This window comes from Dactylosporangium sp. CA-052675, assembly GCF_050947935.1.
In the GTDB taxonomy this organism is placed as follows: Bacteria; Actinomycetota; Actinomycetes; order Mycobacteriales; family Micromonosporaceae; genus Dactylosporangium.
The window spans coordinates 8,005,410-8,022,037 of record NZ_CP192010.1; the positions used below are offsets into that span (position 1 = coordinate 8,005,410).

Sequence of the window (16,628 nt, forward strand, 5' to 3'; positions counted from 1 at the left end):
GGCGGCGATGATCACCATCGGGTTCATTGACAGGGCGTGATGCCTACCACGACGACGCCGCTGCCGAGTTGGCATAAACTGTATCCACTTCGTGGAGCGCTCGGCGACCTGACCCACTTTCCGCGCTGCACTCTCCGTACATCTGGCTCCGTCGGTGACTTCGGCCCCTTCTGCCGGTGGCCCGTGGGTCCCCATGCAGGTACGGCCGAGCCCGGCCGGACGCCATGGCATTTCATGGCGTCAATCTCACGGAGAACGCCGTCAACCGTTCAGGTAATCCCGACGAGGCAGCAACGGTGGCATGCTCCCTTCCTGGACACCAGAGCGGAAGAGGTCTCTTTGAATATCGCGCTCGCCGTGCTGGCAGCCGTTGTCGCCGCACTGTTGGGTTGGGCGATCAACCAGTTGCCGCCACTGAAACACCACGTCTCCGCCGGTCGGCGGGTGGGGTTGGTCGTCGCCCTGGTACTCATCTCAGTCGTGGTGACCCTCGCCGTCCCTCGGCCTGAAAGTAATCCGAATGCCAACAGCAACGCCGGAACCGCGGCCACGCCTACCACGGCTCCCCCGGTAACGACCGCCGACGCGGCGCCGACCACCACCGGCACCTCCCCTGATGTTTCAAGGACGGACAGCGCTTCAACGTCGCCAACCGACGGCGAGTCGTCGATGCCGACAGGACCGCCGCCGGTGCCGGAACCCACGTACCTTGCGGATCTGTCGCTGACGGACCACGACAAGAAGAGCGGCACCGGCCTTTGGAGCGAAGGTTCGTATTCGACCAATGGCACGTCCTACCCGCACTCGATACGGGCCAACGCCGGCTGCAGCAACGGCGACAGCGGCGACTTCTGGTTGGATTACAATATTTCTCGGGCCTATGCCGGATTCACGACAACCGTCGGGTTGGACGATACGGACTCTTCGGGCGTTACTATGTCTTATGCAATCCTGATCGACGGGAACACCCTTGCACAAGGCACCCTGACGCAGGGCATGTCGAAACGGCTAAGCGTCTCTGTCAAAGGCGGATTGCGGCTGCGACTGTTCCTACATGATTCTAAGCGTTATCAGTGCGGAATCGACGACTGGAGAGCGTATATGGTCTGGGGTCAGGCGACTCTTACGCCGTAACAGCGCAGCCATGCGGGAAGGTGGTCGGCATCCAGACCCGAGTGTCATTGCTTGTCGGGTAGCTGCTGGTCACTGCGGTGACTAGGTTATGTGGCGCCCGGTGACTTCACGCCGATGGTGCTTGCTGGTCCGGCCCCCGCCGATCCGACCACCGGGCTGGACCTGTATGAATCGCTCCGGCGGGTGTTGCAGGTGCAGCGGGACAGCGTCCGACGGGGAGCGGGATTGCAGCCCGGCCGCGCAGGGCGTGGCCGGGCTGCCGGGCGTGTGCCGCACCACCCTACGAACCCTCCACCTCATCCTCGCCGAAGCCTTCGTCGAACAGACCGGCCGCACCCTCGGCGCGCACAAGCCACGCGAGACCGACGACCTCCGACCCGTCTGGACCATCGCCGAAGCCCGCACCTTCCTCGAACACACCACCGGCGACCGGCTCTACCCGCTCTGGCGACTCCTGCTCACCACCGGCCTACGCCGCGGCGAACTCTGCGGCCTCAAGTCGTCCGACCTCGAACCCGACCTCGCCGCACTCACCGTCCGCCGACAACACGTCGTGGAAGAACCCACCAGCCACGTCCGGGAGAAGCCACCCAAGTCCCACAACGGCACCCGCACCCTCCTCCTCGACCCCGCCACCCTCGCGACACTCACCACCATCAGACCAACCACGAAGGCGGCGCTCGTCTCCGGCCACATGTTCCTCGGCCGACGCGGCCAACCACTCCGGCCAGACAACCTCAGCAACCGGTTCAACCAACTCGCCCGAGCCGCCCACGTCCGCCCGATCGGACCTCACCAGATCCGCCACCTCCTAGCCTCCAACCTTCTCAACCTCGGCTGAGGCATCCCCGAAGTCGCCGAACGCCTCGGCCACGACCAAGCCATCCTCCTCCGCTACTACTCGCGCATCAGCACCTGCCGCCGCCAACAAGCCGCCCACGACCTCGCCGAACTCATCACACCAACCGCAACGCTCACGACCTAGCCGCGCCCGGAATACAACATCACAACTGCCAGGTCTAGCACGCCGCTGTTGGACCCCTTGACTCGGCTTGCATGACCCCTCGCCAACTGCCATCTGCCCACGTAATTGCTGGTCACAGGCTCATACTTCGACACCTTGCGGTCGCCCGGACAGGCAGTGAGACATCTTGACGTCCCGCCCGAACGAGTAAAGGCGTCGAAACAGCATGCAGCATAATCTTGATCTTGATCGGCCATTCACGAATGGCTACACACGCGCCGTCCGCGCGCCGGTGAGGGCGGACCAGGTCGGTCTTCAGGTGCTCGGCGACGGCCCAGCCCACGATTCGTCGCGACGCCAGGCCGATGATGGTAGCCAGATAGAGCCAGCTTTCCCATAGGTTGACGTAGGTGATGTCGCCGCATCAGCGCGTGTCGATCGCGGCCCCATCGACGGCGAATTCCCGGTTGATCAGGTCCGGACGAGGTCGTCGTCGCGCCAGCCGACTGTACCACTGGACGCCTCGCGCGAGGGTCTGGGATGGCGGCGGTCCACCATCGGCGCGGGCTCTTACCGCGGATACCGGCGGCGCGCATCCTGCGGGCGATGCGTTTACGGCCGTGGCGCAGTCCGGCGGCGGCGAACTCGGCGTGGATGCGCGGCGCGCCGTAGGTGCCGTTGGATGCCGCATGCACCTCCAGGATCTTCTCGGCGAGCTCCGCGTCGGCGCGCGCTCGAGTGCTCAGCGACGTACATGTGGTGGGCCGCACTGAGCATCGCGCTGGCGTTTGTCGATCTCGCGGCGCTGCGTCTGCCGGCACGGCTGTGCTACACAGCCGTGGGGGGATTCGGTATCTGTAAGCCGGGGGTCTCTGATCGATGCCTCGCCCGTAGTCAGGCGGGGCATCGATGCACTTCCAGTCAGTTCGTCGATTGTACGACTTATTCCGATGGCAGCCAGATACCGTTGCAGCGCGGGACGACGGGCTGGTTGTACACGTAGGACGCATGGACGAAGAGCCACTGTGGATTGTCGAAGCCGTTGTAGGATTCCCAGACGTACACCTTGAACCACCGGTTTGTAGAGTAATTGCCGGTGGCCCAGTCACCGTCCTGCCAGCAGCCGACGGCGACAGTCTGTCGACCGCTCAGACCCGGCCCCTTACTGAGGGCATACCCCCAGTAGGTGCTGTCGCTGACACTGGGCATGGTTCTGGTCGAGGCCAGGTACTCCACCAGAGCGTTCGGGTAGCCGGCCGTGGGCGCGGCGTGCGCGGGGCTCGGCACCAACACCCCGCCGCCGACTGCGGCGGCGATGCCAAGCACCAGCAGAATCTTTGCGACGAAACGACGCACCTTGGTTCCTCTTTCCATGATGAGCGGTGCTGCAGACCCCATCTCGGCTCGTCGCCGGCGCCTTGGCCAGCACGATGCCGTAGATTGGCTCCAGGACGCCGTAGGCGCTTAGGGTCGAACTCGTTGTTCGGATTAGACCGCTGGAACGATTGGCGCGGGCAAGGCAGTGCAGAGGTCCTGGCCAAGCAGCGATCCTGTGATAACTGGCCATCCACCGAAGTGGCCCCCGCCCAGACAACGCTCACATGGACGGCACTCCGGCCCGGTGATTCGGCAGGTCATACGCAGGCGGTGCCAATTGTCCCCGGGGAACCGACCCACTGTGCCTGGACCTTCTGGACCGGCGAGTAGATCATTGCCGTCCAGGAGTAGTCGCCGCCACTATTCACGACCCCCCTCTGCGTGTACCCGGTGCTGCACTGATACGCCCGCAGGCTGTCCGGGGACTGCGTCCCCCAGGTGATGGGCACCCGGGCCCAGTTCGTCTTACACGTCGGCGACCAGCGCAGCTCGATGTAGGTGTAGGTGCCGGGGATTCTGGCGGACGCCACGGTGTAGGCGTCCGCGCTGCAACCTGACCCGTCCGGGTCCTGCCCCGAGCACCAGTCACCCCAACAGGTGACGGCCAGCGCCGGCGTCTGCACGGCGACCACGCCGGTCATACCCAGCACCAACGCCAGCATCGCAGTCATGATCCTTCGTCGCATGTCGCTCCTCCGATCGGTTGGGTTCGTCACAGGCTCATGCCTGCCACTGTCTGGTTCATCGCCTGCGCGTAGAGCGTGGTGCCCTCGTTCTTCGGGTGGAACGACTGCTGCGACGCGCCCAGGCCCGGTTCCTCCCCAGGCGTCTTGGCCGCGACGATGCCGTGGATGGACTCGGGGTCGCCGCAGACACCCCGGCCGTCGAACTCCTCGTTCGGGTCGGAGTACCACGCCCATTGCTGGCCGGAAGCGTTGGCGCGCGAGACGGCGTCGGCCAGCTTCTGGTCGAGCAGCACGCCCATGTCCGCGATCCATCCCGCCTCACCGGGGCCGACCACGGGGAAGAGACAGGCGCCGTACCATTCGAGCAGCCGCGGGTACCCCATCAGCAGCACCTTGGCGTTGGGCGCCTGGTCATGGATTTTGTACAGGACCGCGAGGACCCTGTCCCCGGTCTGCGCGATGCGCTGGGGCGTGATCTCGTGCAGCGGCGCTGTGTCGCCGTCGAGCGTCGTCTCCTGGCACTGCACGATGGGGTTTTCCAGGATGCATCGCTTGAGGATTCCGGCGAACCCGACGTCGTTGCCGCCGATCGAGAGCGTGACGAGCGTCGTGTTCTCGTCCAGGAATCCGCGGTCGAGCTGGTTCAGCTCGCCGTACTGCTCCTGATGGTTGCTGCTGGGCGTGTGCTGCGGCCGCAGCGGCATGATGCTGTCGGTCCACGCGCCCGAGCAGGCGAGCAGGTGGTAGTCCAGCGACGGGCCCCACGTGTCGGCGCGCTGGCCGATCGGCTGGCCGGATGAGGGCAGCACGGCCTTGCGGCTCCAGGCGTTGCGGGAGCGATGGCAGGCGTTGCGGGTGGCCGGGTCGTCGCCGTTGCTGTCGGTCTCGGCGTAGTAGTCGCCGCCGCCTGTGACGGAGGCGCCCTCGCCGGAGGAGTACGAGTCGCCGAGCGCGACGACCTGGTCGTGCGGCTTGCCCGGCAGTGGCTGGAATGCGACGGCGTCGAAGGCGATGTCGTCGTTGCCGGTGCCGTCGTACGTCTGCGAGGTGAGCCGGACCTGTGGGGTGCCGACAAACGAGAACGCCCCGAGCGGCACCCACCGGTTCTGCAGGGTCCGCTGCAGCACGACCCGATGCTTGGTGCCGTTGCCGAGGTTGATCTCGTAGTCGGCCTGCTGGGTGTGCGCGCCCTGGTCCGGCATGTGGACCATCACGCGCGCCCAGCCGTTGAGCGGCCGGTTGAGCGTCCAGATGCCGGTCACCTTCATCTCCGGGTCGTCCGTCCTGCGGGTGCGGGTGAACCAGAAGTGGCCCCCGAAACCGCCACCGATCTGGTGGAAATCGACCTTCGATGGGTAGTTGCCGGTGGCGTCGGAGCCGAACGTGAGACCGAACGTGCCCTGGTTGGTCCAGGGGTGGCCGCAGGAGGTCCGCACCGACGGCACCGAGTCGGCGACGTCGTCGATGATCAGGGCGCCGTCGGGCAGCCCGTCGAGCGAGCAGTTCGGCGGGTAGCTGGTGCCGTCCGGCTGCTCCGGATAGGTCTCGTCGAAGCGCAGCAGTTCGAAGCCGCACTGCGAGTCGCAGTCCTTCCAAGTGCTGGACTGGTGGTACCAGCACTGAAGGTCGTACAGGCCGGCGGCGTTGCGGTGCCCGCACGGGCCCTCCCGCTCGCCGGCGACGGCGGGGTCATTGGGAACGAACACCGACCCGGGATGGCAATCGTTGGAGGCATCGCAGAACTGGTCGATCGGCGGCTTCACCGTGAGCCGGTTGTCGACCGTGGTCCACCACGCGGCGCGGTAGCCGGCGATGGTGGTGTCGGGCGCGACGACGGAGTCGATCGGATGACCCGCCCAACCGAGCACCTTCTCCTGGTACGGCCACCACTGGGGCTGGGCGGCGTCGGCGTACGTGTACTCCAGGAAGGGCCGCCGGTCCGCCCGGTACTTCGGGTTCGCCGGGTTGTTGGACCAACCGAGGCCCCACGGCTGCCCGGCGCCCGCCTTCGGGTGAAAGCCGGTGTTGTACGCCCAGACAGCGAAAAACCAGTTCTCGATGTTGGCTGGGTCGCCGTCATTGACTATGAGGCCCGCCTGCCGCGTCTCGTTCCACTTAGCGACGAGAATCTGCAGGCCAGCGGCGATATTGGTGGCATAGTCCAGGGCGATCGCCCGTTGCTGGGCCTGAGTGCGAGTGGGGTCGCCGAGGCGCATGCCATCGGTGACCTGAGCGACGCCGTAGCCGCAGTCGGCCTGGCTCCAGTCGATGATCCAGTCGTCGTTCTCGTTCTTGTTGTACAGCTGCCGCCCGTAGAAGTTGCCGATGAGCGGGTTGGCGGTGTCGCCGGGCAGCGCGACGCTCGATGCCTGCCACAGGTTCGACTCCTGCGTCAGGATCCCCAGCAGTACCTGCACGGGGACGCGGCCGCCACCGGTGAGGGCGGGCCGCGGGAACATGCCTTGCGCGCTCCACGCGGGCAAACCGGACTGCCGCCAATTCGCCGGCCGGGTCATCGTCAGGTTGCCGGTGACCGCCTGGTCGGCGGCCCACTCGACCTGGCGCGGCGTCGGCTGGTACACCTGCGTCCGTGCGTCGTTGCGCGGCACCGAGCAGGCCCGATCGGCGTCGACCGGGTCGGTCGGCGAGCCCGCGACCAGGCCACGGGCGCTACCACCGGCCAGGCTGGGGTGCTCGGCCTCGCGTCCCGCTCCCGCGTCCGGGGTGACACCGAACCGGACGTGCTTGCCGGTTGGCAAGACGTCGGCGTCGATCCGCAACCGCCGTGGCCCGGCCGGGTCGTCGCCAAACTTGTCCGCCGGCTCGGCTCCGGTAACGGCCAGGTGCCCGCGGCTGGACAGCTGCGCGTCACGGCCGGCCGCGGTGCGAGCCACGGACGCCGGCAGTTTGCGCACCTCGTCGGCGGCTCCGGCCAGGAACACGCGCCCGCCGACCGGCGACAGCGTGCCCAGCTTGCCGACGGCCCCGGTGGCGAGTGTCGCCGCCGCCCTGCCGGGCTGGGCGGCCGCCCGGTCGACGCGGACCCGGTCACCGGCCCGTTCCGTGTAGACGACGGCACCGGCACCGTCGGCGCGCAGGTCGAATGGCACATTTGTGGTGCGGACCAGCCCGACCGGCGCGCCCTTGTCCGGAATGCGGACCAGCCGGGCGCCGTCCGCCGCGACCAGCCCGCCGTCGACCGGCACGGCGGAGGTCACCGTGCCCTCGAGGGTGTGCTCTACGACGGGCCGGTTGCCGGCGGCGTCGACGACACTCAGCCGGGTCTCGGTGATCCCCTTGGCCTCGTCGGCACGGAACCGGGTGAGCACAGCGGTGTCACCGGCGCCGCAGCCGGGGCTGAAGTACGCAAGCGTGGAGAGGGTGGGGAGCTTGGTCACCGCGCCGGTGTCGAGGTCGACGACCGCGCTGAACGCGCCGCGGTCGAAGAGGTTGTCGTCATTGGTGAAGGTGCGTGGGGCATAGGCTACGACCGCGCGCCGGCCGGAGCCGGTCACGCAGGCGTTGCCGATCCACTGGTCGGCGTCGAACCCGGGCTCGGCCAGCGACGCGACGGTACGCCACGCGTAGCCGGTGCGCTGCTCGGCGACGAGGACGTGCAGCCCGGCGGCGTCGCCACTCGTGATCATCACCCGGTCGTCAGCCGACCGCCAGCCCTTGGGCAGCACCTGGTCGCGGTCGGGGGCCGGGACAGAGGCAGTCAGCTCTCCTGAGTCGCCGGCGGGCGGCGGTGACTGCATCGGCGGCGGGGCCGCCTGGGCGGGCATCGAGGTGAGCAGCAGCGCGCAGATCGCCACGGCCGCCGTCACCACGCGGCGAGAGATCCGCTGTATCGCGGACCGCATCGTTCTGCGGGGCCCGGTTCTTGGTGGGGTTCGCACGGAAGTTCCTCCCAATCCGGGTTGTCGGTGTGCTCCTTTCTACGGACCGCAGCTGTTGTCCGGACCTGGCGACGGACAACGAGTCACCAGCAGCAGGGTGGCGGTCGCCGCCGGGTCGCCCGGGGCCGGAGTTAGGGGGTCACGTGACTGTGGTGTGGGAGTCGTCCAATGCGGGGCGCGGCACAGTGGTACTGCTGCACGGAGCAATGTCCATGGCGTCGACCTGGTGGCGGATCGGGCCCGCACTCGCGGAGGGCGGCTGGCGGGTGCACGCCGTCGACCTGCCCGGCCACGGCCGGGCACCGCGGCTCACCGGCACGTTCAGCCTGGAGCGGTTCGCAGCGTTGACCGCCGAGCGCCTGCCGGAGCGGATCGACCTGCTCGTCGGGCACAGTCTCGGCGCACTCGTCGCGCTCATGGTCGCCGCCCGGCGCCTCCGCTCGGTACGGGCGCTGGTGCTAGAGGACCCGCCGGATGCGTTACCGCACGCTGGCCGCCCGGTCGGCGCCGAACCGGCCGCAGACCGGGACGCGGCGCTGCGCAGCTTCCGAGCGCTGAACCCGAAATGGGCCGAAGAAGATGTCCGGTACGCCGTGGACGCTGCGCTAGCAGCTGACATCGCGGGCTTCGAGGCCGCACTCGCCACCCGGCCGCGGTGGGACCTCGCGGCGCTAGTCGCCGCCGTCGGGGTACCGACCGCAGTGCTCGCACCGCCGAGCGACACCGACGGTGCCCTGTCGGCGGCGCGTCCATTCGTCAGGGATCTCGTCGGCCGGGACCGGTTTGTTGAGATTGACTGCGGGCACTGCGCGCACCGGGCGTGCCCAGACCTGTGGCTGCAGGCAGTGACCGGATTCGCCGATGCCGTGATACCGCCGCCTCGTCCGGGCATCGAGTAAGCCGCCAGGCGCCCTGGACAACCGCACGGGCTCACGAAACTCGTATCGATCACCGCCACGCATGGTGAACGTAGGACGGCTAGAAGCCGGAACCACCTCCACCGATCCGCTAGGGTATCGGGCACCTCGCCAAGCGTTACCATCTGCTCACGGGAGTCGATTGTTCGAGTGACTTGGAGCGTCGCATGCCTCGCCCCGAGCGTGCCCTGTTCCCCGATCTCAGCCCGTTGCACGCCTTCGCTGCCGACCTGCGCTCCGTGCGTACGAAGGCGGGAAACCCGACGTACCAGGCGATGGCTCGACATACTGGCCGCTCCCGGACCGCGCTGTCGGAGGCCGCCGGCGGCGACGTGCTGCCCACCTGGGACACGGTGGTCGCCTATGTCTCGTTCTGCGGCGAAGACCCGAACGGCTACCGCATCGCCTGGGAGCGGCTGCAGGAGCACCGCGAGCAGGACAGCTTGCATGGCACCGGGCCCGGCGAGCCTGCCGGCGCCGTCGCACCGGCCGATTTGTCGAACCTGCCTCGCCGGCCTGCCGGGCTGTTCGTTGGCCGGGACGACGCGCTGCGCCAGCTCGACGCGCTGCTCAGCGGCGCCGACCGCGGGCTGGTCATCGGTCCAGTCGTTCATGGCCTCGGCGGGGTCGGCAAGACGGAACTGGCGCTGCAGTTCACCGATGCGCACCGCCAGCAGTACAACCCGGTGTGGTGGATCAGCGCGGACACGGTGGAGAACATCGCGGCCGGCCTCGCCGCCCTGACCCGCACGCTGGAGCCGCAGTGGCCCTCGTCGGCGAGCATCGGTGACACGGCGGCGTGGGCCCAGCGCTGGCTCGCCACCCACGACGGGTGGCTCCTCGTCCTGGACAACGTGCTGGACCTCGCGGCGATTCAGCCGGTGCTGGCGACCGGCTCAAACGGGCGCGTGATTGCGACCAGCCGGCGGTACCTGGACTGGCGGACGCTGAGCCTAACGCCACTGTCTCTGCCACTGTTGGACAAGGACGCCAGCGTCGATCTGCTGCTGCGCCGGACGGGTCGACGGGCCGAGCGGGCCGACATCGAAGGGCTCGTCGAGGACACCGGATGCCTGCCGCTAGCGCTCAGCCACGCCGCGGCCTATCTGGTGGAGCGGGCGCACGTCAGCGTTGCGCAGTACCGCAGCTGGCTCGCCGAGCAGCCCGGCCGGATCCTCGGGGCGCGGGCCCTGGCTCATCCAAGCGACGACCTGGTCGCCCGCACGTGGCAGGTCTCGATCGACGCAGTCACCGCCGACGACCCTCTCGCCGCCCGAATCCTCGATGTTGTCGCCTACCTGGGCGCCGACCGGATTCCCGCGGACCTCTTCACGCCCCTTGCCGACGCCCTTGCAGTCGAGGACGCGTTGACGCTCGCCATGTCGTACAGCCTGATCACCCGGACCGACAGCACGATCGGCATCCACCGCCTCGTGCAGACCGTCATCCGCATGGGCCACGCCGATACGACACGCGCCCTCGGTGAGGCCGTCGCCCTGCTGCACGCGGCGCTACCGACGGGCGATCCGGAGACGACGCTCGCGGAGTGGCCGCGCTGGGCCGCGATCGCAGCGCACATCGACGCCCTCGCGGTCCGGGTAGAGGATCAGCACCCGGCGGCCCTAGGCACCGACCTGAGCAACCGTGCGGCGCACGTTCTGTGGTGGTGCGCGTTCTACCATCGGGGCCAGGGCCGCTACGCCGCTTCGCTCAACCTGTTCCGGCAGTCGCTGTCGCTGCGGGAAGAGGTTCTCGGCCCCGACCATCCGGACACGGTGACGTCGCGCTACGGGGTGGCCGGTGGCTGTTGGTCGACCGGCCGGTTTGAGGAGGCGATCGAGTACGGTCGTTCTGCCATGCTCGCCCGGGCGAGGATGCTGGGGCCCGACCATCCGGATACCGTGGAGATCGCCAGCAACGTCGCCGTCGGACTGCGGGAGCTGGGGCACCTCGACGAGGCGATCGTGATGACCGAGCAAGCTCTCGCCGACCGCAGCCGGATCCTGGGCCCGGAACATCCCGAGACCCTGCGCTCGCGGAACAATCTGGCCGGCTGCTACCGTGCGGCCGGTCGCGTCGCCGAGGCGGTCGACCTCTACGAGAGCACGCTTGCCGCCCGGGTCGAGGCGCTCGGTGCGGAGCATCCCGACACTCTCCAGTCGCAGAACAACCTCGCCGGCGGGTACGAGGACGCGGGACGGCTCGCCGAGGCCATCGTCCTGTACGAGCGGACTCTAGCGACGCGAGCCGAACTGCTCGGGGCCGATCATCCCGACACGAACCACTCGCGGTTCAACCTGGCCCGCGCGTACCTCGCCGCAGGCCGGGCGGAACCGGCCGTCGCGCTGCTGGAGCGGACGCTGTCTTCCCGCCGCTGGCTTCTTGGTCCCGATCATCCGGATACCCGCAAGGCGGAGGCGCTGCTGGAGCAGCACGGCCCGGCGTGATGGTCAGGCCTGGCGGATGCGGCGCAGCCGTTCCGGGGTCGGCCATCGCACATCACGCACCAGGCCGAGCCGCTCCAGCAGCCAGATCACCCGGGCGGCGATGTCGATCTGACCGGGGTCGACGCCGTGCCGGGCGCTGGTCGGGTCGGCGTGGTGCAGGTTGTGCCAGGCCTCACCCATGCTGGCGATCGCCAGGGGCGCGAAGTTCGCGGCCCGGTCCCGGGCCCGAAACGGCCGTTCGCCAACCAGGTGGCAGACCGAGTTGACCGACCAGCTGACGTGGTGGACAAGACCGACCCGGATCAGGCCGGCCCAGACGAGCGCGGACAGCGCGCCGTGCCAGGTGCCGGACAGCAGCGCTCCGACGCCCGCCGGTCCGCAGATGCTCAACACCGCCAGCGGGATGAACAGCCGGTGCGCCACGCGCAGGTCCGGGTCGGCGAGAATGTCCGGCGCGAACCGGCGCTGGTTGGTCAGGTCCCGGTTGAGCATCCAGCCCAGGTGGGCGTGCCAGAACCCGCGTAGCAGGGCGGCCGGTGACGTGCCGAACCGCCACGGTGAGTGCGGGTCGCCGTCCTGATCGGAGAACGCGTGGTGCCGACGGTGGCTGGCCACCCAGTGACCGATCGGCCCTTGTACCGCGAGACTGCCGAGCACCGCGAGCCCGATGCGGACACCGCGCCCGGCGGTGAAGGAACGGTGTGTGAAGTATCGGTGGAAGCCGACCGTCACGCCGAGCATCGTAGCCACGTAACAGGCCAGGGTGAGCAGCACGTCGGCCGGCGTGATGCCCCAGCCCCACAGCATCGGGACGGCGACCAGCAGCCCCGCAAACGGCAGCAGGATGATGAGGTAGACCGTCATGTGCGCGGCCAGGGGCCGCCGGCCGGCCAGGACCGGCTGCGGTGCCGGTGCAGACGAATGTTCCATGGACGCCTCCGCCGATCGTCGAGAGGTCCTTTCTAGCCGCGCCCGACGTTGTCCGGACCGGTCGGCGGTTTACCGCACCGCGCACGACGACCGGCCAGTCATTCTCCTGATCATCGATCGATGCTTTGATGGTCGTTGTGCTCACCGACATTGACGAGGCGCGCACATCAGGCCACGGCCGGCTCCGCCGCATCTACACGGTCACCGCGTTCGTCATCCTTGCCTCGCTCGACAATGTGGCCATCGGCCTGGTGCCGCCGCTGTACAGCCCCATCGCCGCCGATCTGCAGGTCGCGGAGAGCACGGTCAGCTTCGCCACCGCGGCCGGCTACCTGGTCGCCGCGGTCGTGGCCGTCGGCTGGGCCTACGCCGGCGACCGCTCTGACCGGCGCGTGCTGCTCGTCGCCGGCACGCTGCTGTGGGCCGGCGGCACCGGCGCCACGGCCCTGGCCAGCACGTACACCGCGTTCCTGCTGCTGCAGCTGGCGGCTGCGGTCGGGCTGGGCGCGGTCGGCTCCGTCGGCTTCTCCGTCGTCAGCGACCTGATCGCACCCCGCCGGCGGGGCCTGGTGATGAGCCTGTTCGGACTCTCCCAGGGCATCGGCACCGTCGCCGGAACCCTGGTCGGGGGCTTGCTCGGCGCCGCCGACTGGCACCGCCCGTTCCTCGTGCTGGCCGGACTGGGCGTCCTCGCATCGATGGCGTACCTGCCGACCTACAACATTCGGCGGGGCCAGAGCGAGCCGGAGCTGGCCGGGCTGCTGGCCGGCGGCGGCCGCTACGAACACCGCATCACCCTGGCCGACGTTCCCCGGCTGCTCGCTCGCCGCAGCAACGTCTGGCTGGTACTGCAGGGTGTCACCGCGCAGCTGGTGTTCGGTTCGCTGGTGTGGCTCCCGCGGTTGTTGCAGGCCAAGGCCGAGGCGCAGGGATACCCGCAAGAGTCGGCGATCGTCGTGGGCACGATCTTCGCAACCATCTTCCAGCTCGGCGGTCTGTTGTCGATCGCTGGCGGGCTACTCGGCGATCGTCTCCAGCGCCGGACGCCCCGGGGCCGGGCGGTGGTTGCCGCTGCCGGCGTGCTCGCCGGGATCCCGTTCTACGTCGCCCTGTTCTTCCTGCCGCTGCGCATCGACGCTCCGCTCGACGCCGATACCGGCGCCGTCGCCTCCGCGGTGCTGGGCAGCGTGCTCACCCAGCCTGCGATGACCCTGAGCTTTCTTGCGGCGGTACTGGCATTGGCGTTGACATCAGCGAACGCGCCCAACTGGTTCGCCCTGATCGCCGACCTCAATCTGCCCGAACATCGGGGCAGCATCTACAGCCTGGGCAACCTCGCCAACGGCGTCGGTCGCGCAGCCGGCAACGGGCTGGTCGGCGCGGCGTTCGGCGCGCTGTCCCGGTCGGTGCCACCGCCGTGGAACTTCGCCGTAGGGCTGGCCGCCTTCCAGCTGTTCTTCGTGCCGACCGGGGCCATGTACCTCCGGGTCGCCCGCACAGCGCCGGCGGACATCGACCACGTCACGGCAACCCTGCGTCAACGCGCGTTGTCCGCCGCGGCTGGTAAACCGTCGGCGGGCGGGGACAACATCGCCGGGTCATAGAAAGGAGGCACAACGTCCGATCCAGCTGAAGGAGACCCGCAGATGTTGACCAGACAGCCCGAAGCCCGGCTCGCCCCGTCCACCACGCAGCGGCGCGGCCTGCGCCGCCGCACGGCCGCCGGTGCCATGGCCGTTGCCGCCGGCCTGCTGCTCGGCGGGGTCGCGACCGCCGCGCCGGCGTTCGCCGTCGACCCCAACTCGTGCCCCCGGGGGTACAACACGGCCAACACGGCGTGGGGCACCTGCACCGGCGGCGGCGAGTGGCGGGTCGTTACCTGGTGCTACGCGACCGGCTCGACGAACTCCGGCTGGTACAGCTGGCCCAGCGGCACGCACACTCAGTACTCTTCGTGCCCCTCGTGGAGCCACGTGACCAATATTTTCGTCGAGGCCCGCTGACAGGCGCACCCAGGCGGAACGCAGCGGCGGCCGGATGTCCGGCCGTCGCTGCGGCCAGGCAGCACGGTGGTGCCACAGACCGTCGACGAGGTTGCCGTCCAGCACGTTCGGAAGCTTCGAGGCGCCCTGTCAGGCAGTTCGCCACAGGCGATGACGTTAGGGATTTCCGCCACAGGAAGTCGCCACTCCGCGGGTGTCCGGAAGAGCAGCACCGACCGGACCTCAGCCTCGGTCATCCTCAGTCTCCTCGTCAGCCGCTCGGGCGTCGCGATGATCGGCCACATGCCGCATGAGCAGCTGATATGCGCCGGCCTTGGTGGGTTTACGCGCATGGCGGGCCCCTTGCTACTCCCGAGCACCTCCGCATCCATTGTGGACGATCACGCATGCGCGACATGTACGCCCGTACGGTGGCCTTCTGCATGGGAGTGCAGCTCCGAGCAACCACGGTGAGGCATAGCACGCCAGCGGCCCCGCGCACCGACGAGCCGCCCGCGCGTGCCGGACTGGCAACTCAGGGCGCTGGGCGAGACAGGGTCTGAAGCGTCAACCCTCGACGGCCGACTTGAGGACGTCCACCCGCCGAGAGGGTGGACCGGCATGTCTAGCCGACTGACCAGGTCGGTCACGGTGGTGGCGAAGGTCTCGAGCACCCGGACGCCCGCTCGGCTCGATCAGGACGGTGGCACCCGCGCCGGCGGGTTCGCGCTATCCGCCGGCCGGGTGCACGCAGTATGTACCGCTCGATAACACGCTGATCGCCGCCGCCTCGAAGGCCGAAGCCGGGTCGTACCGCTCGGTCACACACCGTTCAATTGCGTGGAAGATTTACGGTCGTCCGTACTGAGGCGTTCCGCGCAATGTGAGTATTCCTACTCAGGCGGCCGGCCGGACGGGTCATTAGCGTTCCCTCCATGCACATGTTCATCGCCGGGTGGCGTCGATGCGGAGCGCGACGGACGGCGGTCGTGCGGCTGGCCGGCGCGCTGACCGCGGCCGCGGTCGCGCTAGCCGGCTGCGCGACCGGGCCCGTCGACGGCAACACGTTGGCGCGCGACGCCGCTGAGTGGACAGCGAAGCAGCTCAACGACAAGTTCGGCCGGCGCAGCCGGGTCCGTGACGCCGAGTACATCGCCGCCACCGAGATCCCAGCCGAGCCCCAGGACGGCGGGGATGTCCGGGTGACACCGCTATCCTGGTCCGGACGAACCAGCGGAGACGAGACGGCCACCATCGACATCCGGTTTGCGGCGACGGTGCCGAGCCGGGAACCGCACTCGTTCGGCGCTCGCGGCAACACCGCCGGCAGCGCCACCCGCTGCTACCGCTACGAACTGCAGCTGTACCGCGACACCGGCTATCACGAGATCCGGTGCCCGCAGGGCGTGACGCCGCCGGTGCCCTCGGCCTCACCGGTCCTGACGCTGCCGCCGGACGCCGATGACCGTCTCACCGCGGCGCTGCGCAGCGCCACGCCGGACACGCTCGCCAACGTGGTGCGGGCCGCGTTCCCGCAGGACGGCATCCGCGTCGACACCGTCATCTACCAGGACACCATGGTGGCCGCAGTCGGGGTACCGGCCGAACGGGACTGCCTCGTGATGATCCGCACCCCAGACGGGATGCTCAAGCAGGTCTCCTACGATCCCATCCAGCTCGAGCCGGGCGAGACCGGCTGCAACACCCGTCTGTACACCAACCCGCCCCGGTAAACGCCGCCTAATCCGCATCAGGTCTGCGGATGGGACGCCATGCAGGCGAGCCAGCCGCCGTATGCGGTGATGTCGGGGGCATCCTCGACAGCCACGGCCTCACACAGGAAGCCGGTGACGGTCGAACCGTCCTCGAGCTGCACCTGGCCCAGCACCATGGGGGGTGGGCAGCGTGGCCACGAACGGGCCGACCGCGGCCTGCAGCAGTTCCCACAGCTCGCCTTCGATGGCGCCGCCGGCGGCGTCCGCGATCCGCTGGTGCTCGCCGTCTGCCGACCCGTCGAGCTCGAACGACAGCATGGCCTAGCTCCGGAACGTGCCGGGGATACTCACGGCGGGTCCGACGGGCTCCGTCGTGGTCTCACGGGCCGGTGCCGTCCGCGTGGTGTCCGTGACGTTGCTGGTCGTCATGCCGCTGCGGGACGGGGCCAGCCCGCCAGGGTCGGAGGTATCGCTGCAGGCGGCGGCCGCGGCGACCAGTGTTATCGCCGGTCAGGAAACGCGCTACCTCGTACGTCGTCACAGGGCTGCCTCCCACAGTCACGGACTTCCACCCGTC

General features: G+C 69.0%; 14 protein-coding genes. 7 read left to right on the forward strand and 7 right to left on the reverse strand.

Annotation, left to right across the window (positions count from 1 at the left end; genetic code table 11):
• Positions 1–339: 339 nt before the first annotated feature.
• Both ACQP1P_RS35485 and ACQP1P_RS35490 read left to right on the forward strand, forming a co-directional pair.
• A complete protein-coding gene (locus tag ACQP1P_RS35485; RefSeq protein ID WP_433077786.1) occupies positions 340–1,134 on the forward strand; it encodes an NPCBM/NEW2 domain-containing protein in 795 nt (264 codons plus the stop codon).
• Between the two features lie 247 nt (positions 1,135–1,381).
• Positions 1,382–1,975: a tyrosine-type recombinase/integrase gene (locus tag ACQP1P_RS35490; protein WP_433077787.1), complete on the forward strand. Its 594-nt coding sequence runs from the start codon at positions 1,382–1,384 to the stop codon at positions 1,973–1,975.
• A gap of 380 nt (positions 1,976–2,355) precedes the next feature.
• On the opposite strand, the gene ACQP1P_RS35495 is transcribed toward ACQP1P_RS35490, so the two are convergent.
• From ACQP1P_RS35495 to ACQP1P_RS35510, 4 genes are all read right to left on the reverse strand, one after another.
• Positions 2,356–3,108 (reverse strand): IS3 family transposase, encoded by a 753-nt coding sequence (locus tag ACQP1P_RS35495; protein ID WP_433077789.1) that lies wholly within the window; start codon positions 3,106–3,108, stop codon positions 2,356–2,358.
• Positions 3,041–3,454, reverse strand: coding sequence for a hypothetical protein (locus ACQP1P_RS35500; RefSeq protein ID WP_433077791.1), 414 nt, complete (start codon positions 3,452–3,454; stop codon positions 3,041–3,043). Before ACQP1P_RS35500 ends, ACQP1P_RS35495 begins: the two co-directional genes overlap by 68 nt.
• 278 nt (positions 3,455–3,732) lie before the next feature.
• On the reverse strand, positions 3,733–4,137 hold the full coding sequence (locus ACQP1P_RS35505) for a DUF2690 domain-containing protein (protein WP_433077793.1): 405 nt from the start codon (positions 4,135–4,137) through the stop codon (positions 3,733–3,735).
• Positions 4,138–4,187: 50 nt separating this feature from the next.
• Complete coding sequence (locus tag ACQP1P_RS35510; protein ID WP_433077795.1) at positions 4,188–7,991, reverse strand: hypothetical protein; 3,804 nt, start codon at positions 7,989–7,991, stop codon at positions 4,188–4,190.
• A 281-nt stretch (positions 7,992–8,272) separates the two neighbouring features.
• Between ACQP1P_RS35510 and ACQP1P_RS35515 the strand changes: the two genes are divergently transcribed.
• Both ACQP1P_RS35515 and ACQP1P_RS35520 read left to right on the forward strand, forming a co-directional pair.
• Positions 8,273–8,959, forward strand: a complete 687-nt coding sequence (locus ACQP1P_RS35515; protein WP_433077797.1) for an alpha/beta fold hydrolase — start codon at positions 8,273–8,275, stop codon at positions 8,957–8,959.
• A gap of 185 nt (positions 8,960–9,144) precedes the next feature.
• A complete protein-coding gene (locus tag ACQP1P_RS35520) occupies positions 9,145–11,424 on the forward strand; it encodes a tetratricopeptide repeat protein (RefSeq protein WP_433077799.1) in 2,280 nt (759 codons plus the stop codon).
• Between the two features lie 3 nt (positions 11,425–11,427).
• On the opposite strand, the gene ACQP1P_RS35525 is transcribed toward ACQP1P_RS35520, so the two are convergent.
• Positions 11,428–12,354, reverse strand: a complete 927-nt coding sequence (locus ACQP1P_RS35525) for an acyl-CoA desaturase (protein WP_433077801.1) — start codon at positions 12,352–12,354, stop codon at positions 11,428–11,430.
• 128 nt (positions 12,355–12,482) lie between these two features.
• On the opposite strand from ACQP1P_RS35525, the gene ACQP1P_RS35530 reads away from it, so the two are divergent.
• From ACQP1P_RS35530 to ACQP1P_RS35540, 3 genes are all read left to right on the forward strand, one after another.
• On the forward strand, positions 12,483–13,958 hold the full coding sequence (locus tag ACQP1P_RS35530) for an MFS transporter (protein ID WP_433077803.1): 1,476 nt from the start codon (positions 12,483–12,485) through the stop codon (positions 13,956–13,958).
• A 42-nt stretch (positions 13,959–14,000) separates the two neighbouring features.
• Complete coding sequence (locus tag ACQP1P_RS35535; protein WP_433077805.1) at positions 14,001–14,357, forward strand: hypothetical protein; 357 nt, start codon at positions 14,001–14,003, stop codon at positions 14,355–14,357.
• Between the two features lie 914 nt (positions 14,358–15,271).
• The gene (locus tag ACQP1P_RS35540; protein ID WP_433077807.1) at positions 15,272–16,069 is read left to right on the forward strand and encodes a hypothetical protein; all 798 of its coding nucleotides are present in this window, start codon (positions 15,272–15,274) and stop codon (positions 16,067–16,069) included.
• Between the two features lie 17 nt (positions 16,070–16,086).
• Here the strand turns inward: ACQP1P_RS35540 and ACQP1P_RS35545 are convergent, their stop codons facing one another.
• On the reverse strand, positions 16,087–16,227 hold the full coding sequence (locus tag ACQP1P_RS35545) for an allophanate hydrolase-related protein (protein ID WP_433077809.1): 141 nt from the start codon (positions 16,225–16,227) through the stop codon (positions 16,087–16,089).
• The gene (locus ACQP1P_RS35550) at positions 16,169–16,369 is read right to left on the reverse strand and encodes a hypothetical protein (protein ID WP_433090473.1); all 201 of its coding nucleotides are present in this window, start codon (positions 16,367–16,369) and stop codon (positions 16,169–16,171) included. The genes ACQP1P_RS35545 and ACQP1P_RS35550 overlap by 59 nt, the downstream gene beginning before the upstream one ends.
• Positions 16,370–16,628: the final 259 nt, after the last annotated feature.